This window comes from Rhodopseudomonas sp. BR0G17 (assembly GCF_010907025.1).
GTDB lineage: Bacteria > Pseudomonadota > Alphaproteobacteria > Rhizobiales > Xanthobacteraceae > Rhodopseudomonas > Rhodopseudomonas palustris_H.
Window position 1 is genome coordinate 1 of sequence record NZ_QUML01000035.1, and the last position, 19,457, is coordinate 19,457.

The 19,457-nt window shown below is 65.6% G+C and carries 15 protein-coding genes, 1 tRNA gene, 1 pseudogene and 1 riboswitch; of the genes and pseudogenes, 10 read left to right on the forward strand and 7 right to left on the reverse strand.

All coding sequences use genetic code 11. The features are described from left to right. Nucleotides 1–205: 205 nt before the first annotated feature. Nucleotides 206–1,246, forward strand: a complete 1,041-nt coding sequence (locus tag DY467_RS21160) for an Hsp33 family molecular chaperone (RefSeq protein WP_164638753.1) — start codon at nucleotides 206–208, stop codon at nucleotides 1,244–1,246. Nucleotides 1,247–1,351: 105 nt separating this feature from the next. On the opposite strand, the gene apaG is transcribed toward DY467_RS21160, so the two are convergent. After that, nucleotides 1,352–1,744 carry a Co2+/Mg2+ efflux facilitator ApaG/CorD gene (apaG, locus tag DY467_RS21165; RefSeq protein ID WP_011160302.1) on the reverse strand — a complete coding sequence of 131 codons (393 nt, stop codon included), beginning with the start codon at nucleotides 1,742–1,744 and terminating at the stop codon, nucleotides 1,352–1,354. 250 nt (nucleotides 1,745–1,994) lie between these two features. Between apaG and DY467_RS21170 the strand changes: the two genes are divergently transcribed. From DY467_RS21170 to DY467_RS21180, 3 genes are read left to right on the forward strand one after another with little or no spacing between them, the layout of a single operon-like run. Further along, complete coding sequence (locus tag DY467_RS21170; protein WP_164638755.1) at nucleotides 1,995–3,260, forward strand: OpgC domain-containing protein; 1,266 nt, start codon at nucleotides 1,995–1,997, stop codon at nucleotides 3,258–3,260. Continuing rightward, a complete protein-coding gene (locus tag DY467_RS21175; protein WP_107346303.1) occupies nucleotides 3,257–4,036 on the forward strand; it encodes an SGNH/GDSL hydrolase family protein in 780 nt (259 codons plus the stop codon). Before DY467_RS21170 ends, DY467_RS21175 begins: the two co-directional genes overlap by 4 nt. Beyond that, entirely contained in the window at nucleotides 4,036–5,013 is a 978-nt protein-coding gene (locus DY467_RS21180; protein ID WP_164638757.1) for an SGNH/GDSL hydrolase family protein, read from the forward strand. Before DY467_RS21175 ends, DY467_RS21180 begins: the two co-directional genes overlap by 1 nt. A gap of 145 nt (nucleotides 5,014–5,158) precedes the next feature. On the opposite strand, the gene DY467_RS21185 is transcribed toward DY467_RS21180, so the two are convergent. Continuing rightward, nucleotides 5,159–6,370, reverse strand: coding sequence for an O-succinylhomoserine sulfhydrylase (locus DY467_RS21185; protein WP_164638758.1), 1,212 nt, complete (start codon nucleotides 6,368–6,370; stop codon nucleotides 5,159–5,161). A gap of 74 nt (nucleotides 6,371–6,444) precedes the next feature. After that, nucleotides 6,445–6,524, reverse strand: a riboswitch (SAM riboswitch). A 110-nt stretch (nucleotides 6,525–6,634) separates the two neighbouring features. On the opposite strand from DY467_RS21185, the gene DY467_RS21190 reads away from it, so the two are divergent. Further along, on the forward strand, nucleotides 6,635–7,741 hold the full coding sequence (locus tag DY467_RS21190) for a 2'-deoxycytidine 5'-triphosphate deaminase (RefSeq protein WP_107346300.1): 1,107 nt from the start codon (nucleotides 6,635–6,637) through the stop codon (nucleotides 7,739–7,741). Nucleotides 7,742–8,049: 308 nt separating this feature from the next. On the opposite strand, the gene DY467_RS21195 is transcribed toward DY467_RS21190, so the two are convergent. Further along, nucleotides 8,050–9,393, reverse strand: coding sequence for a PQQ-dependent sugar dehydrogenase (locus DY467_RS21195; RefSeq protein ID WP_164638760.1), 1,344 nt, complete (start codon nucleotides 9,391–9,393; stop codon nucleotides 8,050–8,052). Between the two features lie 147 nt (nucleotides 9,394–9,540). Here DY467_RS21195 and DY467_RS21200 point away from each other — a divergent pair, with 147 nt between their 5' ends. Then, nucleotides 9,541–10,590 (forward strand): hypothetical protein, encoded by a 1,050-nt coding sequence (locus DY467_RS21200; RefSeq protein WP_164638762.1) that lies wholly within the window; start codon nucleotides 9,541–9,543, stop codon nucleotides 10,588–10,590. A gap of 110 nt (nucleotides 10,591–10,700) precedes the next feature. Beyond that, nucleotides 10,701–12,137: an MATE family efflux transporter gene (locus DY467_RS21205; protein WP_164638763.1), complete on the forward strand. Its 1,437-nt coding sequence runs from the start codon at nucleotides 10,701–10,703 to the stop codon at nucleotides 12,135–12,137. Here DY467_RS21205 and DY467_RS21210 read toward each other — a convergent pair. Next, nucleotides 12,134–12,712 (reverse strand): methylated-DNA--[protein]-cysteine S-methyltransferase, encoded by a 579-nt coding sequence (locus tag DY467_RS21210; RefSeq protein WP_164638765.1) that lies wholly within the window; start codon nucleotides 12,710–12,712, stop codon nucleotides 12,134–12,136. The genes DY467_RS21205 and DY467_RS21210 overlap by 4 nt on opposite strands. Nucleotides 12,713–12,907: 195 nt before the next feature. Here DY467_RS21210 and DY467_RS21215 point away from each other — a divergent pair. Continuing rightward, a tRNA-Gly gene (locus DY467_RS21215) sits at nucleotides 12,908–12,981 on the forward strand. A gap of 256 nt (nucleotides 12,982–13,237) precedes the next feature. Then, on the forward strand, nucleotides 13,238–13,387 hold the full coding sequence (locus DY467_RS21220; RefSeq protein WP_159059388.1) for a hypothetical protein: 150 nt from the start codon (nucleotides 13,238–13,240) through the stop codon (nucleotides 13,385–13,387). 833 nt (nucleotides 13,388–14,220) lie between these two features. Here the strand turns inward: DY467_RS21220 and DY467_RS21225 are convergent. Next, a complete protein-coding gene (locus DY467_RS21225; RefSeq protein ID WP_107346292.1) occupies nucleotides 14,221–14,754 on the reverse strand; it encodes a hypothetical protein in 534 nt (177 codons plus the stop codon). A 511-nt stretch (nucleotides 14,755–15,265) separates the two neighbouring features. On the opposite strand from DY467_RS21225, the gene DY467_RS21230 reads away from it, so the two are divergent. Next, a complete protein-coding gene (locus tag DY467_RS21230; RefSeq protein ID WP_164638766.1) occupies nucleotides 15,266–16,882 on the forward strand; it encodes an alpha-amylase family glycosyl hydrolase in 1,617 nt (538 codons plus the stop codon). 163 nt (nucleotides 16,883–17,045) lie between these two features. Here DY467_RS21230 and DY467_RS21235 read toward each other — a convergent pair. Beyond that, nucleotides 17,046–18,707, reverse strand: a pseudogene (locus DY467_RS21235) (alpha-amylase family protein); the annotation flags it as partial. A 142-nt stretch (nucleotides 18,708–18,849) separates the two neighbouring features. Further along, nucleotides 18,850–19,203, reverse strand: coding sequence for a PRC-barrel domain-containing protein (locus DY467_RS21240; protein WP_107346289.1), 354 nt, complete (start codon nucleotides 19,201–19,203; stop codon nucleotides 18,850–18,852). Between the last annotated feature and the right edge of the window lie 254 nt (nucleotides 19,204–19,457).

Genomic DNA, 19,457 nt, shown 5'->3' on the forward strand with positions numbered 1-19,457 from the left:
GGGGAGGGGCGGCCGAGGGAAGCGGAGGCCGGGGTGGGGGTGCTCCGAGCACTGAGCGTGTGGCTACCCCCACCCGACCGGCCTTACGGCCGGCCACCCTCCCCGCAAGGGGGAGGGAGACTAAAGCCTGCCCCTTGGCATCGCTGCCATTCGCCTCCCAGTCCGGCCCTTCCGATCTCCGCCTCTCGCCCCCAGATAAGCGCCCATGACCTCACAAGCCCCCGATCCGACCACCCCCGAGATGCCCTCCGTGCGCGCGCCGTCTGCGGTGCCGATCGACGACAGCGTGCTGCCGTTCGAAGTCGGCCCGCTCGATCTGCGCGGCCGGCTGACCAAGCTCGGCCCGGCGCTCGATGAACTGCTCGCCAAGCACGCCTATCCGGTACCGGTCGCCAAGCTGCTCGGCGAAGCCATCGTGCTCGCAACGCTGCTCGGCTCGTCGCTGAAGTTCGACGGCCGCTTCATCTTGCAGACCCAGACCGACGGCCCGGTGTCGTTCCTGATCGTCGATTTCCAGGCGCCCGACCGGCTGCGCGCCTATGCGCGCTACGATGAGGCGAAGCTCGAGCCCGGCCTCAGCTCCGGCGCGCTGCTCGGCAACGGCCATCTGGCGATGACGATCGATCAGGGCCCCGACATGCGGCGCTATCAGGGCCTCGTCGCGCTGAACGGCGGCGGCCTGGAGGAAGCGGCGCACGAGTACTTCCTGCGCTCCGAACAGATCCCCACCAAGGTGCGGCTCGCGGTCGGCGAAGAGTGGCGCGGCGGCGAGGGCGGCCGGCATCACTGGCGCGCCGGCGGCATGCTGCTGCAATTCCTGCCGAAGTCCCCGGAGCGCGCGCGCCAGGCCGATCTGCATCCCGGCGACGCGCCGGCAGGCACCCAGGTTCACACTGTCGATGAGGACGATGCCTGGGTCGAAGGCCAGTCGCTGATCGCGACCGTCGAGGACGTCGAACTGATCGATCCGGATCTGTCCGGCGAGCGGCTGCTGTATCGGCTGTTTCACGAGCGCGGCGTGCGCGTGTTCTCGTCGCTGCCGATCAAGGCGGAATGCTCGTGCTCGCGCGACGCCGTCTCCCGCATGCTCGCCCGCTTCGCCCCGCAGGACCGCGCCGACATGGTCAAGGACGGCAAGGTCGTGGTGACCTGTGAGTTCTGCTCATCGGTGTACGAGTTCACGCCGCAAGAGGCGGGGGTGGAGTCGGACGCGGGTACGACGGACACAGAGGCGACGAACAAGTAGTGAGTAGGTCGTAGGATGCGTTGAGCCGAAGGCGAAACGCATCATCACGGCGTGCGGAGTCTCTCCTGGGTTTCGCTCCGCTCAACCCAGGCTACGAGCGCACGGTCAGTTCAACGTCCGCTTCCCTTCCGGGCTGTCCAGCGAAAACGGCGGGACGTCGATCTCGAACTTTTCGCCCGCCTCGGTTTCCATCTGATAGCGGCCGGCCATGAAGCCGGAGGCGGTTGGGAGGGGGACGCCGCTGGTATATTCGAACCTCTCGCCCGGCGCGAGCACCGGCTGTTCGCCGACCACGCCTTCGCCGCGCACTTCCTGGGTTCGGCCGGAGGCGTCGGTGATCACCCAGTGCCGGGTGCGCAGCTTGACGGTTTCCTCGCCCGAATTGGTGATCACCACGGTGTAGGACCAAAAATATTGCCGGTTCTCCGCCGAGGAACGCTCCGGCAGATAATTGGGTTCAACGGTCACTTCGATCCGGCGGGTGACGGCGCGGTACATGGCTCGATTTCCAGCTCTTGGCCCAAATATAGCGAAAATCAGCGTTGAAACCAGTCGTTCGGAACGACTTTCAGGTTGTGGTCGCCCGCCTCCGCGGTTTCAACATAGTTCCGCGCTAGCCAGCGGCCGCGCCGGAGCAGCGCCCTTTATGGCTGCGTCAGGGTGTCCGCTGAATGCCGTCAGACCTTCGCCGCCGGCAGCTCGGCTGCTATAGCAACGACAGGCGCATCGCGCGCCGCAATGGAGCCGCATGACTCCTCCCGTCACCACCGTTGCCGAGCCGATCACCGGCGCGCCGCCCGCAGGCGGTCCGCCGGCCGAGCCGGCTGCGCCGCCATCGCGGCCGGCGACCCCGCCGCCGCGCAAGCCGGCGCCGAAACGGGAATTGCGGCTCGATCTGTTTCGTGGCCTGGCGCTGTGGCTGATCTTCATCGATCACCTGCCGGCCAACGTGCTGACCTGGTTCACGCTGCGGAATTACGGTTTTTCCGACGCCACCGAGATCTTCATCTTCATCTCCGGCTACACCGCGGCCTTCGTGTACGGCAAGGCGATGACCGAACTCGGCTTCGTGGTCGCGGCGGCGCGCATTCTGAAGCGGGTCTGGCAGATCTACGTCGCGCACGTGTTCCTGTTCACGATCTTCCTGGCCGAGACCTCCTACGTCGCCACCAGCTTCCAGAACCCGCTGTATTCCGAGGAAATGGGCATCCTCGACTTCCTCAAGCAGCCCGATGTCACCATCGTGCAGGCGCTGCTGTTGCGGTTTCGCCCGGTCAATATGGACGTGCTGCCGCTGTACATCGTGCTGATGTTCTTCCTGCCGCCGATCCTGTGGCTGATGCGGCGATGGCCCGACGTCACGCTGGGGCTGGCGACCCTGCTGTACGCCGCGACCTGGCAGTTCGACCTGCATTTGACCGCATATCCGAGCGGTGCCTGGGTGTTCAATCCGTACGCCTGGCAGCTGCTGTTCGTGTTCGGCGCCTGGTGCGCGATGGGCGGCGCCAAGCGGCTATCGCGGGTATTGGCGTCGAAAGTCACGCTGTGGCTGGCGGCCGCCTATCTGGTGGCGGCGTTCTACGTCACGCTGACCTGGTACACGCCGCAATTGTTCCACACCCTGCCGAAATGGCTCGAGCAGTGGATGTACCCGATCGACAAGCCGAACCTCGATGTGCTGCGGTTCGCGCACTTCCTGGCGCTGGCGGCTCTGACGGTGCGGTTCATTCCGCGCGACTGGCCGGCCTTGAACTCGCCCTGGTTGCGGCCCTTGATCCTGTGCGGCCAGCACTCGCTCGAGATCTTCTGCATTGGCATCTTTCTCGCTTTCGCCGGCTATTTCATCCTGGCGGAAGTGTCCGGCGGCGCGGTGCTGCATTTCTTCGTCAGTGTGACAGGGATTTGCATCATGTCTGCCGCTGCGTGGCTGTTCTCGTGGTACAAGAATGTGGCGAGCAAGGCCGGGTCGCGGACCCCACCGGACGCCGACCTCGCGGGAGGCGATGCAGCATGAAGGCCGTGGCGATGGCCGGCTTGAAGTGGATGGTGGCCGTGGCGCTGCTCACGGCGGTCGGCTTGTCGCCCCGCGCAGCCGTCGCCGAGGATGCTCCGACCTGTGTTCCGCCAGCCTATCTGCTGGCCAGCGAAGCCAAGCTGAAGGGCGTTGCCGCTGCGCTGAAGACCACCCACAAGCTCGACATCCTGGTGGTCGGCAGCCGCTCCTCCACTATCCTGTCGGCCGAAAACAGCTCCTATCCCGGCCGGTTGCAGACCCTGCTGCGCGACCGTTTCCCGGGCGTGACGATCAACGTGATGGTCGAGATGCGGCCGAAGCGTACCGCCGCCGACATCGCCACCGGGCTGGCGGCGCTGGTCGCCGAACGCAAGCCGGTGCTGGTGATCTGGCAGACCGGCACGTTCGACGCGATCCGCTCGATCGATCCGGACGATTTCCGCACCGCGTTGGGGCAGGGCATCGATGCGGTGAAGCAGGCCGGCTCTGACATCATCTTGATGAATTTGCAGTATAGTCCCCGCACCGAGACCATGATCAATCCGGCGCCATATCTCGACGCGATGCGGGTGGTGGCGCAGGAACACGACGTCCCGCTGTTCGACCGCTTCTCTCTGATGCGCCACTGGAACGAGACGGGCGAATTCGATCTGTTCAGCCCGGCGCCGGGGATTGATCTGGCGCTGCGCGTGCACAACTGCCTGGCGCGCGCGCTGATGGCATTCGTCATCGAGGCTGCGCAGACCGATCCGGCGGAGGCAAGGACCCAGCGTTAATGAGAGTTTCCGGCCCCTTGAGATCGGCCGCCGTCGCGGCGTTTTTGGCGACGGCGTCCCTCCTGATCGCTCCTCCGCAAAGCTGCGCGCAGACCCCATCGGAGCCTGCCCCGCCAGCCGCCGAGGCGGCGCCGGTCGTGGCGCCCGGCGAGGGCGAGGTCGATGTTTCTACGCTCGAGCGCAAGAAAACCGTCGCGGGTGCCGCGCTCGACAAGATCAAAGATGTTGCCAAGCAGGCCGGTGACATCCTCGGCCGGGTGCCCTGCCTGCCGCCGAAAGGCGGCGCCAAGTCGATCGGGGCCTTGCCGCGGGTGGCGCGCAAGCTGGCCGATCACCGCCCGGTGGTGATCGTGGCATTCGGCTCGTCCTCCACCCAGGGCTACGGTTCGACGTCGCCGGCCTTCAATTATCCGAACCGGCTGGCGGCGCAGCTCCGCCGCCACTACCCGGCCTCCGACATCACCGTGGTGAACAGCGGCAAGGGCGGCGAAGACGCGCCCGAAATGATGCGGCGGCTGAAGTCGACGGTGCTGGATGCCAAGCCCGATCTGGTGATCTGGCAGGTCGGTACCAATGCGATCCTGCGCAATCTCGATCCGGCCGACACCGGCAAGCTGGTCGACGACGGCATCAAGGCGATCCAGTCCGCCGGTGCCGATATCGTGCTGGTCGATCCGCAATACGTGCCGCGGGTCAACGAGCGCGGCGAGAACGCCGGCAAGATGATCAAGGCGCTCGGTCGGCTCGCCGAGCTGCGCCGCGTCGGCATCTTCCCGCGGTTCGAAGTGATGAAGGAATGGCACGAGCAGCAGGCCATCCCGTTCGACAAGTTCGTCATCGCCGACGGGCTGCACATGAACGATTGGGGCTACGCCTGCTTCGCGCAGCTACTCGGCGACGGCATCATCCGCTCGGTCGATCAGGTCCGTCTCGGCACCGCCGGTCCGAGCGACGTCACGGCATTCCGGCCGATGTAACGAACGACGCGATGACTGCGGTCATCGCGCGCGCAATCACCTGATCGGTCTCACGTAACCGCTGGTCACGACGTTACCGAAACAGTCCCGGACGACGCTGTGCGTCGCCCGATACTTTACGCTCGCTGCCGATACGGCGGCTCGCTCACACCTTGTCGAGAGCGGCGAGCAGATCCTCGATCAGATCGTCTTTATGTTCGAGGCCGGCCGACAGCCGGATGAAGCCTTCGCTGATGCCGAGTTCGGCGCGCGCTTCCGGCTTGAGGCGCTGATGCGTCGTCGTCGCCGGATGGGTGACGAGGCTCTTGGCGTCGCCGAGATTGTTGCTGATCTTCACCAGCTTCAGCGCGTTGAGGAAGCGAAACGCCTCGGCCTTGCCGCCCTTCACTTCGAAGCCGACCAGGGTCGAGCCGGCGCCCATCTGCTTCTTGACCGTGGCGGCCTGCGGGTGATCATCGCGGCCCGGATACACCAGCCGCGGCACCTTCGGGTGGCCGGCCAGCGCATCGGCAATCGCGGCCGCATTGGTGGTCTGCTTCTCGACACGGACCGCCAGCGTTTCCAGGCCCTTCAGCAGCACCCAGGCGTTGAACGGCGACAGCGACGGGCCGGTCTGGCGCAGATACATCTGGATGTGTTCTTCGATGAACGCCTGCGACGACAGCACCACGCCGCCAAGACAGCGGCCCTGGCCGTCGATGTGCTTGGTGGCGGAGTAAACCACGACGTCGGCACCGAGTTGCAGCGGACTCTGCCAGATCGGCGTCGCGAACACGTTGTCGACCACGAGCCGTGCGCCCGCCGCATGCGCGATCTCGGCGATCGCGCCGATGTCGAGCACGTCGAGGGTCGGGTTGGTCGGGCTTTCCAGGAAGAATGTCTTGGTGTTCGGCCGGACCGCGCGCTGCCACTGGTCGAGATCGAGGCCATCGACCAACGTCGACTCGATGCCGTAGCGCGGCAGCAGGTCTTCGACGACGTAGCGGCACGAGCCGAACATCGCCTTGGAGGCGACGACGTGATCGCCCGCGCGCAGCGGCGCCAGCATCGCGGCGGTCACCGCAGCCATGCCGGTGGCGGTCGAGCGCGCCGCTTCGGCGCCTTCGAACTCCGCCATCCGCTGCTCGAAGCTGAACACGGTCGGGTTCGAGAACCGCGAATATTGGAAGCCGGCGTCGTCGCCGGTGAAGCGCGCTTCACACTGCTCGGCGCTGTCGTAGACGAAGCCCTGGGTCAGGAACAACGCCTCGGACGTCTCACCGAATTGCGAGCGCAAGCTGCCGGAATGCACCAGGCGGGTCTCGCGGCGGAAATGGGCCGTGGCGGGAACGGGAATGGTCGGTTTGGACTCGGACATGTGGTCTCCAGCGTGCCCACATCGGACGAAGCGGGCACAAAAAAACCGGCCTGGGGCTCAACCCTCGGGCCGGGACCACAACGTCCCCGGCCTGTTTAGCGACTTGTTTAACGTGGCTGCAAGCCGGCCGGCTCAAATCACCACGGGATAAGTCGGGCTCTTAATCCTCCGTACTCTTCCCGTCAAGCCGGGCTTCGGCTAGCGGTTGAGGCTCGTATCTGAGTTTCCCGGAGGGCATGGCTTGCGCTCCGAAGGACCGACATCGTGCCGTTCACCCTGCCGCCCGACGCCAACGGAATTCTGCCCGACCGCATGATCGCGGCGATGACGGAGTCGGGCCTGATCCTGCCGGACTATCCGTTCGTCGAGAGCCAGATCCAGCCGGCCAGCCTCGACCTGCGGCTCGGGCCGATCGCCTACCGGGTCCGCGCCAGCTTCCTGCCGGGCCCGGACTGCACCGTGGCGGAGCGGATCGACGAGCTGAAGTTGCACGAGATCGACCTGTCGGACGGCGCCGTGCTGGAAACCAACTGCGTCTATATCGTGCCGCTGCTCGAAAGCCTGGCGATGCCGCGCCACATCGTGGCGGCCGCCAATCCGAAAAGCTCGACCGGCCGACTCGACGTGTTCACCCGCGTGATCGCCGACGGCACCCGCCGCTTCGACATGATCGGCGCGGGCTATCACGGTCCGCTCTATGCCGAGATCAGTCCGAAGACCTTCCCGGTGCTGCTGCGCGAAGGCTCGCGGCTGTCGCAAGTCCGCTTCCGCGTCGGCCAGGCCACGCTGGAGCAGGACGAGCTCGATGCGCTGCACGATGCCGAGCGGCTGGTCGATGCCGACGATGCGGACCTTACCGGCGGCGTCGCGCTCAGCGTCGACCTCTCGGGCGAGAATTCCGACGGTTTCGTCGGCTATCGCGCCAAGCGTCACACCGGCGTGGTCGATATCGACCGGCGCGGCGGCTATGCGGTCGGCGAGTTCTGGGAGCCGATCGCGGCCCGTCCCGACGGCACGCTGATCCTCGATCCCGGCGAATTCTACATCCTGGCCTCGAAGGAAGCCGTGCAGGTGCCGCCGGACTACGCCGCCGAGATGGTGCCGTTCGATCCCCTGGTCGGCGAATTCCGCGTGCACTATGCGGGCTTCTTCGATCCCGGCTTCGGTTACGAAGGCGCCGGCGGCTCCGGTGCCCGCGCGGTGCTGGAAGTGCGCTCGCGCGAAGTGCCGTTTATTCTCGAGCACGGCCAGATCGTCGGCCGCCTGATCTACGAAAAGATGCTGTCGCGCCCCGACGCGATGTACGGCCAGCGCATCGGCTCGAACTACCAGGCCCAGGGCCTGAAGCTGAGCAAGCACTTCAAGGCGTGAGGCGGACTATCGACGTTGCCGTCAAGCTTGCGGCGTACCAATCACTTGCGTGCCTCGAGTATATTCTGCTGATCGACACCGAGATGGCGAGTGCGCATCTCTTATATCCGGGGCGAAGACCAGCAGTGGAGCAACGAGGTTTTGAAAGGCCTCGGCGCAGAATGTGAATTGCCGAGCTGCAAGTGCGGTTGTCCTTGGCCGAGGTGTATGACGGCCACCAGTTTCGGGAGCATCCACGATTGGTCGCGCAGGACTCCAGTTTCTCCGAATGACCGCGATCGAGCCCGCTCCAGTCGATTTGCGGCCGTTCAATTGGACGCTGCCTCAGTACCCGCCGGGGTCACCCGCCAGATTGCGTTGCCGACGTCGTCGGCGACCAGCAGCGCGCCGCGCTGGTCCAGCGCCACACCGACCGGGCGGCCCTGCGCCTGATCGTCGGCGTTGAGGAAGCCGGCCAGAACGTCGCGCGGCGGCCCGGACGGTTTGCCGCCTTCGAACGGGATGAAGATCACCTTGTAGCCGGAGTGCGGCTTGCGATTCCACGAGCCGTGCTGGCCGACGAAGGCACCGCCCTTCATCGCGTCGGGAAACAGATCGCTGGTGATGAAGGCGAGCCCGAGCGAGGCCGTGTGGTTGCCCAGCGCGTAGTCCGGCACGATTGCTTTCTCGACCAGATCCGGCCGCGGCGGCTTGACGCGGTCATCGACGTGCTGGCCGAAGTAGCTGTACGGCCAGCCGTAGAATCCGCCGTCCTTCACCGAAGTCATGTAATCGGGCACGAGGTCGCTGCCGATCTCGTCGCGCTCGTTGACGACGACCCACAATTCGCCGGTCTCGGGATGGAAAGCCGGACCGTTGGGGTTGCGCAGGCCGGATGCGAACAGCCGCGTCGCGCCGCTCTCCCGGTCGACCTCGATCACGGCGGCGCGGTTTTCCTCGACCGCCATGCCGTGTTCGGCGGCGTTGCTGTTGGAGCCGGAGGTCGCGTACAGCTTGCTGCCGTCCGGGCTGGCGACGAGATCCTTGGTCCAGTGATGATTGAGCGGGCCGGCCGGCAGATCGGCCAGCTTTTCGCCCGCTGCGGTGATCCGGGTGTCGCCCAGATTGTAGGGGAAACGCACGATCGCATCGGTGTTGGCGACGTAGAAGTCGTTACCGACCAGCGCCATGCCGAACGGCGAATTGAGGCCCTGGAGGAACGTCTCGCGGATCTCGGCGACGCCGTCGCCGTCGGCATCGCGCAGCAGGGTGATGCGGTTGGCGCTCGGTGTCCGGGCGCCGGCCTGCCCCATGACGTACTCGGCGACCCGGCGCTTGAGGCCCTTGCCCTCTTCGGGGCGTTCCGGTGCGTTGGTTTCGGCCACCAGCACGTCGCCGTTCGGCAGCACGTGGATCGTGCGCGGGTGATCGAGCCCCCTCGCGAACGCCGTCACCGCAAGTCCCTCGGCCGGTTTCGGCGTGGCGCCCTCCGCCCAGCCCACCGCCTTGGCGATATTGACCGTCGGCAACAGCGTGTTCGCCGGCTTCGGCAGCGTCGGCGAGGGGCCGAAATCCTCGCCCTGTGCCAGATTGGACTGATCGCCGCAGGCCGCGAGCGGCAGCACCAGGGCGAGGCACAGGGCGAGCCGGCTGGTCGGAAGCGATCGGCGCATCGACAATCTCCACGGGAGGAACTGAACAATGGCAATGTCGGAAGCGGGGTTGTGTTCAATTCCCACCCGTGAAAATCAGTGAGACGGCTGGTCGCAGGGCGGCCGCGGCAGAAACCACGAACAAGAACGACAACGGGAAGAGAGCCGATGGGAGAAACGTCCGAGACCGCGCAAGCGGCGCGGTCGCGCGGATGGCGCGGCGTCGCCGATCTGTATCATGCGGTGTTCACCGGCTTGGTCCTGACCCTCGTCAGCCGCCGCGGCACGGCGGATGCCGCCGAATTCGTATTCCGGGTGTTTCGCCGTCAGCAGCAGGAGCGCTTCGTCTCCGGCCTCGCCAAGCTCGGGCTCAGCGATCTGCCGCCGGCGGTCGCGGCGGCGCAGTATCACTATCTGTCGAACTGGATCGGCGGCGTGCATGTCGAATACATGTACGAAACCGATCGCAAGGCGTGGATCCGCTATCCGCCGCCGCGCTGGATCTGGCGCGGCACCGCGATCTGCGGCGTGCCTTCCGAGGTGTCGAAGGCGATGCTCCGCGGCTGGCACGCCAACAATGGCGTTGCGCTCGGTAATCTGAAGCTCGGCTTCGTTTGCACCAAGCAGAGCGTCGACGGCCAGGACGGATTGGAAGGCTATTACTACGAAGCCGACCATGCCCTCGAGCCGGATCAGCGGCTGCAATTCGCCCGCCATCTCGAAGCGCCGCTGTTCGATCCGGCCGCAGCGCCGGCGCTTCCGGTCGAGAGCTGGCCGAAGCCGCGGCTGGAGAAGGCCTATCGCAACTACGCGATGGAATATGTCCGCACCGCGGCGCCGACCCTGGTGCAGTTGTTCGGACCGCTCGACGGCGGCTATCTGCTGCATCTGACCGGCAAGCTGATCGGGATGCAGAGTTACGACGAGCTGGCGCCGGCGCTCGGCGTCACCGGCCGCGATGCCGCTGGCTTCGCCGCCATGCTGCGCGCGCTGCTCGATGCGCAGGGCGATGACGTCGAGCTGCGCGAGGTCGGTGGTGGCTTCGAATTGCGGCAGGGCGGATGGAAATTGATGGACGGCGTTGCTGACGCCGATCCGGCCTGCGTCCGGGTGCTCGAAGGTCTGGCCGAGGGGCTGGCCGCGGCGTGCGGCCGGCGCATTGCCATCAGCCTGGCCGACGATCACCGCACCGCCTCGCTGGTTTGGACGGTGCGCTGAGCCGTTCCGACCTATCTGCGGGTGGCCATGCGCGGCGCGACCATCGCGCTGGCCCGGAACGGTGATAGGAAGGCTGACGCCCGGCCGAAGATCGGGCTCGGGGGAAACGCATGTCCGATATTGCCGTGGCGGAGCTGCCACCGGTTGCGCAAGCCGCGCCGGCTCCGCCTGCGCCGTCGCCTCCGCCCCCCAAAAATCCGCTGCTCGACGACGGCATCCTGCGCACGCTGCTGCGGCTGTCGTGGCCGAACGTCGTGGCGCTGACGGCCGGCACCTGCGTGGCGATCGCCGAGACGTCGTATATCGGCCGGCTCGGCACCGAGGCGCTGGCAGCGATGGCGCTGGTGTTTCCGTTCGTGATCCTGACCATGACGATGTCCGGCGGCGCGATGGGCGGCGGCGTCGCGTCGGCGATCGCGCGGGCGCTCGGCTCCGGCGACGACGACCGCGCCGCGGTGCTGGCGATGCACGCGCTGCTGATCGGGCTGTGCTTCGGCCTGGTGTTCACGGTTGGGATGCTGACGTTCGGCGAACGGGCGCTGGCGCTGCTCGGCGGCCGCGGCGCGGTGCTGAGCCAGGCGGCCGGCTACGTGCACATCTTCTTCGCCGGCGCGGTGGTGCCGTGGCTGATGAACACGTTCGCGGCGATCCTGCGCGGCACCGGCAACATGAAGCTGCCGTCGTTGATGATCCTGAGCTCGGCGATGCTGCAGATCGTGCTCGGCGGCGCGCTCGGCCTCGGTTTCGGGCCGATCCCGCGGTTCGGCATGCCGGGCGTCGCTGCCGGCACGCTGACCGCGTTCTCGATCGGCGCTGCGGTGATGGCCTGGGTGATCTTCTCCGGCCGTGCCGGGGTGAAGCCGCGGCTGACGGGTTTCCGGATCGAGCGCGGCATGTTCTTCGACATCCTGAAGGTCGGCGCGGTGTCGTGCTTCTCGCCGCTGCAGTCGGTGCTGACGATCACGATCTTCACCCACATGCTGGCGCATTTCGGCACGGCGGTGCTGGCAGGCTACGGCATCGGTGGCCGGCTCGAATTCATGCTGACCTCGATCGCGTTCGCGGTCGGCATCGCGTCGGTGCCGATGATCGGCATGGCGATCGGCGCTGGCCGGGTGAAACGGGCGCGGCAGATCGCCTGGACGGCGGGGCTGGTGTCGTTCCTGTTCGTCGGCGTGGTCGGCACCGGGATCGCGATCTTCCCGCACCTCTGGATCGACCTGTTCACCGACGACGCAGCGGTGCGGCTCGCCGGCGAGCAGTATCTGCGCGCGGCCGCGCCGATGTACGCGTTCATCGGGTTGGCGATCTCGATGTATTTTTCCGCGCAGGGCGCCGCCAGGGTGCTGGGACCAGTGCTGGCGCAGACCGGGCGGCTGCTGTTCGTCGTGGTCGGCGGCTGGCTGCTAATCAAACACCACGGCAGCACCGGCAGCTTCTATCTGCTTGCCGCCGGATCGATGGTGCTGCTCGGGCTGACGTCGGCGCTGAGCGTGCTGGTGACGCGCTGGGGGCCAAAGCCGGCGGCCGTGCCGATCGTTCGCTAGCGGTCGGCCTGCCGCGGGGCAAACGGCAGCAGCACGTCGAACAGGCTTGGGCCACTGGTGGCGAGCGCGCCTTCGAGCGACAGCAGGCGTCGCCGGGTGATGGCGCCGCCATTGGCGCAGATGCCGCTGGTGTCGCCCGCGGCTGCGAGCGCGCGGTGGCACGGCACGATCAGGGCGAACGGGTTGCGCCGGATCGCCTGGCCCACCGCATGCACGGCGCCGGAGGCGCGGAGCTGCTTGGCAATCTCCGCAAAGGTCAACGTCTCGCCGCGCGGGATTGCGCGGACCGCCGCATAGACGCGGCAATCGAACACCGGAATCCCGCCGAGATCGAGCCCAACGTCGGAAAAGTCCCACGGCTCACCGCGCAGCGCCGCCGCAATGCCGTCGATCGCCGGTTCGATCCAGGCCTCGGCACGGCTCTCGCGGGCATCCGGGCAGAGCCGCAGCAGCCGGCGGCGGGTGTCGATCTCGCGGTTTTCGGCCAGCTGCACGGCAAGCACGCTACCGCGATCCCATGCGATCGCGCATCGGCCCATCATGGTGTCGAAGATCGTGTAGGCAGCCCCCGCCATAGTCAGAACCGTACCAGCGAAAAGCGGGGACGCATCTAGAAAGTGAACAAATTATTAACAACTTTAACGAGCCGGCAGTGCGGTGCGGGAGGGGCTGCGGCGTCGCGCGCCGGCCCCCCTCAATGATCGCCCCTTGGCGGCGCGCCCGGTCTCGGCTAGATCAGAGTCCGTCGCCGCGTCAGCGCGGCGCCCGGCGCGGGCGTAGTTCAATGGTAGAACGGCAGCTTCCCAAGCTGCATACGAGGGTTCGATTCCCTTCGCCCGCTCCAACCACCCAAACCCTTTCCTTGATCTCGATCGGCTGTTGTTGCGGGTTACCGCGAAGGGGTTGCGGCTTCCGTCAAACCAGCGCTGCTCGGTACGCTATCGCGCGCCGATCCCGGAGTTGGAGCCGTTGTGGTCGCTTGCTCTGCGCTGCGCGCACGGCAGCCTGCATCCGGAGTGTGCTGCGGTTGATCGGCGTCAACGCCGCCGTCGCCGATCAGCAGGAAGCTTAGTTACTGCTTCATTGCAGGGGGTACGGCGATGACGACCACCATGATGACGTTCGACATCTTGCTGTTGGCTGCGGCCGCGGTGTCGACGGTGCTGATTTTGTTCGGCGTAGTAATCGCGAGCGGTCATGAAGGCGAGCATCAGCACGCCAACGCGCGCGTAATGTCCCGTCACGACTGATCGTCAGACGGCCTTTTGCGGTCGGCGTCAGGACTTGCCGACCGCGTTGTTCAGGTCGTGCTTGATCGTCTCCAGCAGCGAATTCAGCACATCATTGTGCGCAGGCGCTTCGCTGCGCGCAGGTGCCGGGATCGGCCTGCTGGGCGAGCGATGCTGAGCAGAAGGTGTGACCGGCGGAAGTGGTGCCGGTAATAGCGGTTTCGCCGTGGTAAGCCGATTTCCGGCAGGCTGAGACGAGATGGTTGGGGCCGGTGGTGCCGGGCGCTGCGGCACAGCGGATGCCCGAGACGGTGGACGAACGCTAGTTTGAACCGGTGGGACTGCGGCACGCGCCGCCTCTGGCCGATGAGGCGTAGCTTCCCGGGAATGATGGGTCGCAGGCAAGGTCGGTTGCTGCCGCAAAGGAGTCGGTTCTGCTGACGTGAGTGTCGCAGCACCTTCCGGGCTGACGAAATCGCCGTACAGCACGTCGTCGTGACGACCCATCCACCACAGCGCGGTGCCATATGCCGCTGCTAGCCCTATAATCCCCAGAAGGCTGAGCTCCAGCATCAGCGGCACCTCGCTGCCGCGACACGAGCTGAGCTCTCCGTGGATGCCGCCACGCGGAAAAAATGCATCCCGTCAGGCGTGATCGCCGACGTTGTTACTTGGATGCTCCATCTCGTGCGCGGCGACCGCATGCGTACTCCCGAAACTAATCAATTCATTTCGGAACCCGTCTGGCCGTGCAAGTCATTTTTAATCTAATTCAAAAATGTTCCGGGGCAAAAAAGAAGCGCCGGCCAAGGCCGGCGCTTCCAGTAACTCAATAAGTGATCGGCGATCGCCGATTAGCGACCGGCCAGCACCGGCAGGCCGAGCATCGACGAGAACGGCGCCGGGTTGTTGATCAGCTGAGCCGAGGCTTTCTGATTGCTGGCGAGCGACGACCAGGCGTCTTGATTCTTGGTCAGCGACGACCACGGCTTCTGGCTCGAAGCCAGCGACGACCACGGCTTCTGCGACGCCGACAGCAGCGGACCGAACATCGAGGACAGGAAGAAGTTCGGGCTGGTCAGCTCGGGGAAGATGCCGCCGAGGGTGGTGCGGGAGTCGGTCAGCCGCGGCGCGCCTGTCAAGCGGGCGGACGAATCCACCAGCGAAGCGCTGCTGCCGTGGCGGGAGGAGACGTCGCGGATCGCGCCGTGGCGGTTGAGGATCGCGTCGGCCTGGCCACCCTTGCCGAACGGCGGGTCGACCGTGACCACGGTACCGTCCTTGTCGCTGGAGACGATCGCGGCGTTGCTGAACGAAGCGGCCTTGAGCTCCGCAACAGCGGCCTGCGCCTTGGCTGCGTCCTGATACACCTTGAAGATCTGCGTCATTACTACCTTCCTCTAGAGTGATGCGTTGGTTGGAATTTCAGTCTTTGACCGACAATTCGTTGGCAACCCACCCAGTTCCCAACTTGGCATAGTTTCGCGGCGCGGCAAGCCCTGCAAGCACCAGGTTACCGGCGGCATCGCGCCGCAGCAGAACCTGCTTGCTTGCAGTAAATAATCACTTGCGATCAAGACGGTTCGATCAACTCCAGCCGGATCGTCAGTTCACGAATGCGTGGACCGGTAGCCCGGTATAGTCTTCCCCCGGCATCGACGGCCCGGCCGTCGAGTCACCGTGCCTCCGATTCTTGCCGGGCTGATCCTGCCGCTCATCTCCGACATACGGATGACTCTGGCGTCGCCCGGCGCCGCGGCCCCGTCCTGGGACGTCAGACGCAAGACATCCGTTCACGGCCCTGACGCACGACTGTGCAACCACAGCGATCCGGATTCGGCCGCGCTCGGAACAAAGCCGCGCCCTGTCGCGTCTGAGACCGACAGGGGAGAGAGTTGAATGGAAACGGTTGCGAGCGCGTCGTGGTGGACGGCGGGTGTGCTGTATCAGATCTATCCGCGCTCGTTTCAGGACAGCAACAGCGACGGCATCGGCGATCTGCGCGGCATCATCGATCGGCTCGGCTATCTGTCCGACCTAGGCGTCGATGCGATCTGGCTGTCGCCGATCTTCCCGTCACCGATGGCCGACTTCGGCTACGATGTCGCCGACTATGTCGGCATCGATCCGATCTTCGGCACCATGGACGATTTCGACGCGCTGGTGCTCACCGCGCATGCCCGCGGTCTGAAGGTCATTCTCGATCTGGTGCCGAACCATTCGTCCGACCAGCACCCGTGGTTTGTCGAGAGCCGGTCGTCTCGCCACAATCCCAAGCGCGATTGGTACATCTGGCGCGATCCGGCGCCGGATGGCGGGCCGCCGACCAATTGGCTGTCGGAATTCGGCGGCAGCGGTTGGGAATACGACGACGCCACCGGCCAATATTACTATCACGCCTTCCTGAAGCAGCAGCCCGATCTCAACTGGCGCAATCCGGAGGTGCGGGCCGCGATCTTCGAGGCGATGCGGTTCTGGCTGCGCAAGGGCGTCGACGGCTTTCGGGTCGACGTGATCTGGCATCTGATCAAGGACGATCAATTCCGCAACAACCCGCCCAATCCGGATTTCCGCACCGGCATGCCGCCGCACGCCGCGCTGCTCCCGGTATATTCGGCCGACCGGCCGGAGACGCTCGCGGTGGTGGCCGAGCTGCGCAGCGTGATCGAGGAGTTCGATCATCGCCTGCTGATCGGCGAGATCTATCTGCCAGTCGAGCGGCTGGTGGCGTATTACGGCGCCGGGCTGAATGGCGCGCAGTTGCCGTTCAACTTCGCGCTGCTGTCGACGCCATGGCGTGCCCGCGAGATCGCGGGGCTGATCGAGCGGTACGAGCTGGCGCTGCCGTCGGGCGCATGGCCCAACTGGGTGCTGGGCAACCACGACCGGCCGCGGGTGGCGAGCCGTGTGGGGCCGGCGCAGGCGCGCGTCGCCGCGATGCTGCTCCTGACGCTGCGCGGCACCCCGACGATGTATTACGGCGACGAGCTCGGCATGGAGCAGGTCGAGATCGCGCCCGAGGACGTGCAGGACCCATTCGAGAAGAACGTGCCGGGAATCGGTGTCGGTCGCGACGGCTGCCGCACGCCAATGCAGTGGGACGCCTCAGCGAATGCCGGCTTCTCCGATGCCCGGCCGTGGCTGCCGCTGGCGCCCGACGCCACCCAGGATAACGTTGCCAATCTGCGGGCGGACGCGCAGTCGATCCTCAATCTGTATCGCGCGTTGCTGCGGCTGCGGCGGCAACTGCCCCAGCTCGCGCTCGGTGATTATCAGCCGCTCGCCGCGGAGGGTGATCTGTTGCTGTATCGCCGGCATCATCAGGGGCAGTCGGTGCTGGTCGCGCTCAATCTCGGACCGGATCCGATTTCTGCCGCGTCGGACGCCATCGGGCTCGATGGCGAGGTGCTGTTGTCGACGATGCTCGACCGTGCCGGCGAACGCATCGGCGCCACGCTCGATCTCCGCGGCAGCGAAGGCATCATCGTCGGCCGCGCGCCGGAGGAGGTGGTGTGACCGGCTAAGCAGCGCCCGACCTCGTCCAACAGCTTCTCTGTCATTGCGAGCGAAGCGAAGCAATCCAGCTCAGTACATCGAGCTGGATTGCTTCGGCGCTGCGCTCCTCACAATGATGATTTGAAAGGCCGCCGATGGTTCGGGCCCGTGCGCGTCCGCCGCCGTCGACTTCGGTCCGGCGCAGCAGATAGTCCAGGCCGCCGACCCTGAACCAGCGATAGCCGTAGCCTTCGATCAGCAGCTTGTGCCGGCCGCGGTCGGCGTGGCTGTGGTTGGGACCAAGCAGGTCGATCAAGGTGGCGCCGGCGTCATCGGGCAGCCCAACCGCGAACGACACCTCGCGCGGCTGCTCGTCGAGATTGTGCACGAACAGCACGGAGTTGTTGCGCCAGTCGTAGCGCAGGATCAGCACCGCGGGATCGCGTGCGGCGATCACCTTGAAGTCGCCCCAGCCGATTTCCGGCACTTCCTTGCGCATCCGGATGATGCGCTCGGTCCAGTTCAGCATCGAATCCGGATCGCGCCGCTGCTGGGCGACATTGACGTGCTCGAAGCCGTAGGCGCCGTGGTCGATCACCGGGATCTCCGGCTTGTCGCTCTTGGTGAAACCGCCGTGCGGCTCGGTCGACCATTGCATCGGTGTGCGGGCGCAGCGCCGCTCTGGCAGCGCCAGATTGTCCCCCATCGCGATCTCATCGCCATAACGGATCACTGGCGTGCCCGGCAGCGTCATCATCAGGCTGTAGGCGAGCTCGAGCCGGCGCTGATCGCCGCCGAGCATCGGCGCCAGCCGCCGCCGGATGCCGCGATCGTAGAGCTGCATGGTTTTGTCCGGACCGAACTTCTCGAACACGATCCGCTGCTGTGCCTTGGTCAGGCGGCCGAGATCGAGCTCGTCGTGGTTGCGCAGGAACAGTCCCCATTGCGCGGTCGCCGGTCGCGGCTTGGTCGCTGCGAGCGCTTTAGCCAGCGGTCCGGTGTCGGCGGCGGCGAGCGCGTAAAACAGATGCTGGTTCACATGAAAATTGAACATCATCTGCATACGTTCGCCGTCGTCGCCGAAATAATGCAGATCGTCCTCGGGGCAGACGTTGGCTTCGGCCAGGATGATCGAGTCGCCTTTGCGCCATTGCAGGAATTCGCGGAAGGTCCGCAGCATATCGAACTGTTCGACAGGCTTCTTGACCTTCGGACCTTTGGTGGCGATCACGAACGGCACCGCGTCCATCCGGAAGCCGGACACGCCGAGCTGAATCCAGAACCCCATGATCTTCAGGATCTCTTCCTGCACATAGGGATTGGCGGTGTTGAGGTCGGGCTGGAATTCGTAGAAGCGGTGAAAGTACCAGGCCTTCGCCTGCTTGTCGTGAGTCCAGGTCGATTTCTGCACGCCCGGAAACACCATGCCCTGATCGGCGTGGGCGGGCTTCTTATCCGACCACACATACCAGTCGCGATACGGCGAGTTGGGATCGGCGCGAGCCTGTTTGAACCAGGGATGCTGGTCGGAGGTGTGATTGACCACGAGGTCGATGATCACCCGCATGCCGCGCTGTTTGCAGCCGTGGGTGAATTCGACGAAGTCGCCGAGCGTGCCGTAGCGCGGGTCGACGCCGTAATAGTCGGAAATATCGTAGCCATCGTCGCGATAGGGCGAGGGCTGAAACGGCATCAGCCAGATCGCCGTGACGCCGAGCCCGTGCAGATAATCAAGCCGCCTGGTCAGGCCCTTGAAGTCGCCGATGCCGTCGCCATTGGCGTCCATATAGGTCGCGACCGACAGGCAATAGATCACGCCGTTCTTGTACCAAAGGTCGTCGATCATCGGCGCTCGGCGGCTTGGGATGTGGGAGTGTTGAGCGGATCATTGCGAGGAGCGAAGCGAGGAACCAATCCAGTGCCCCTGCTCGGCGCTCCTGGATTGCTTCGCTTCGCTCGCAATGACGGACAGATTGACGGCGTTGCGGTCAGGTCAGCGCCACGCCATAGTAATCGTCGACCTGGCGCGCGCCGCGCCAATCCCATTCCGAGCCGCGACCGTATTTCGGCGCGCGTTCGAGTTGGTCGACGGTGACCATCACCTGATAGCCGCCGAGCTCGACGTTGTATTTCAGTGCCGGCCAGGGCAGCGGGTAGTGATCGTCGCCGATGCCGAGGAAGCCGCCGAACGACAGCACCGCGTAGGACACGCGGCCGCTGACCTTTTCGATCATCAACCGCTCGATCGAGCCGATCTTCTCGCCGTCCGGTCCGTACACCGCGGTTCCCTGCACCTTGTCGCTGCCGATCAGCTTGAGGGTTTCGTTGGCTTCTGGGTTCATGTTGGTCTCCCTGTGAGCGAAACCAACGAGCGGATCGAAAACCTGTTCCGCGCCCGAGCCTGCGTCATCGCCTCTTCACAAACCGGAGAATCGTACTTATCCTCTCTGCATCGGAAACAACGGAAGGAGGTGGTCCAGTGTCTCTCTCGAAACGCTGTCACCTCGCTGGGGACGCCCGCTGAGGTTGGCTGACTGAGCATCGTTGCGGCGGGCACGAGACCCGCTCGCCGGAAGTGATGCACGAGCAGTGAGCC

Excerpts from the sequence above, each read along its gene's own strand:
- DY467_RS21160 (WP_164638753.1), top strand. The coding sequence starts at position 206 with ATGACCTCACAAGCCCCCGATCCGACCACCCCCGAGATGCCCTCCGTG.
- apaG (WP_011160302.1), bottom strand. The coding sequence starts at position 1,744 with ATGTACCGCGCCGTCACCCGCCGGATCGAAGTGACCGTTGAACCCAAT.
- DY467_RS21170 (WP_164638755.1), top strand. The coding sequence starts at position 1,995 with ATGACTCCTCCCGTCACCACCGTTGCCGAGCCGATCACCGGCGCGCCG.
- DY467_RS21175 (WP_107346303.1), top strand. The coding sequence starts at position 3,257 with ATGAAGGCCGTGGCGATGGCCGGCTTGAAGTGGATGGTGGCCGTGGCG.
- DY467_RS21180 (WP_164638757.1), top strand. The coding sequence starts at position 4,036 with ATGAGAGTTTCCGGCCCCTTGAGATCGGCCGCCGTCGCGGCGTTTTTG.
- DY467_RS21185 (WP_164638758.1), bottom strand. The coding sequence starts at position 6,370 with ATGTCCGAGTCCAAACCGACCATTCCCGTTCCCGCCACGGCCCATTTC.
- DY467_RS21195 (WP_164638760.1), bottom strand. The coding sequence starts at position 9,393 with ATGCGCCGATCGCTTCCGACCAGCCGGCTCGCCCTGTGCCTCGCCCTG.
- DY467_RS21200 (WP_164638762.1), top strand. The coding sequence starts at position 9,541 with ATGGGAGAAACGTCCGAGACCGCGCAAGCGGCGCGGTCGCGCGGATGG.
- DY467_RS21205 (WP_164638763.1), top strand. The coding sequence starts at position 10,701 with ATGTCCGATATTGCCGTGGCGGAGCTGCCACCGGTTGCGCAAGCCGCG.
- DY467_RS21210 (WP_164638765.1), bottom strand. The coding sequence starts at position 12,712 with ATGGCGGGGGCTGCCTACACGATCTTCGACACCATGATGGGCCGATGC.
- DY467_RS21220 (WP_159059388.1), top strand. The coding sequence starts at position 13,238 with ATGACGACCACCATGATGACGTTCGACATCTTGCTGTTGGCTGCGGCC.
- DY467_RS21225 (WP_107346292.1), bottom strand. The coding sequence starts at position 14,754 with ATGACGCAGATCTTCAAGGTGTATCAGGACGCAGCCAAGGCGCAGGCC.
- DY467_RS21230 (WP_164638766.1), top strand. The coding sequence starts at position 15,266 with ATGGAAACGGTTGCGAGCGCGTCGTGGTGGACGGCGGGTGTGCTGTAT.
- DY467_RS21240 (WP_107346289.1), bottom strand. The coding sequence starts at position 19,203 with ATGAACCCAGAAGCCAACGAAACCCTCAAGCTGATCGGCAGCGACAAG.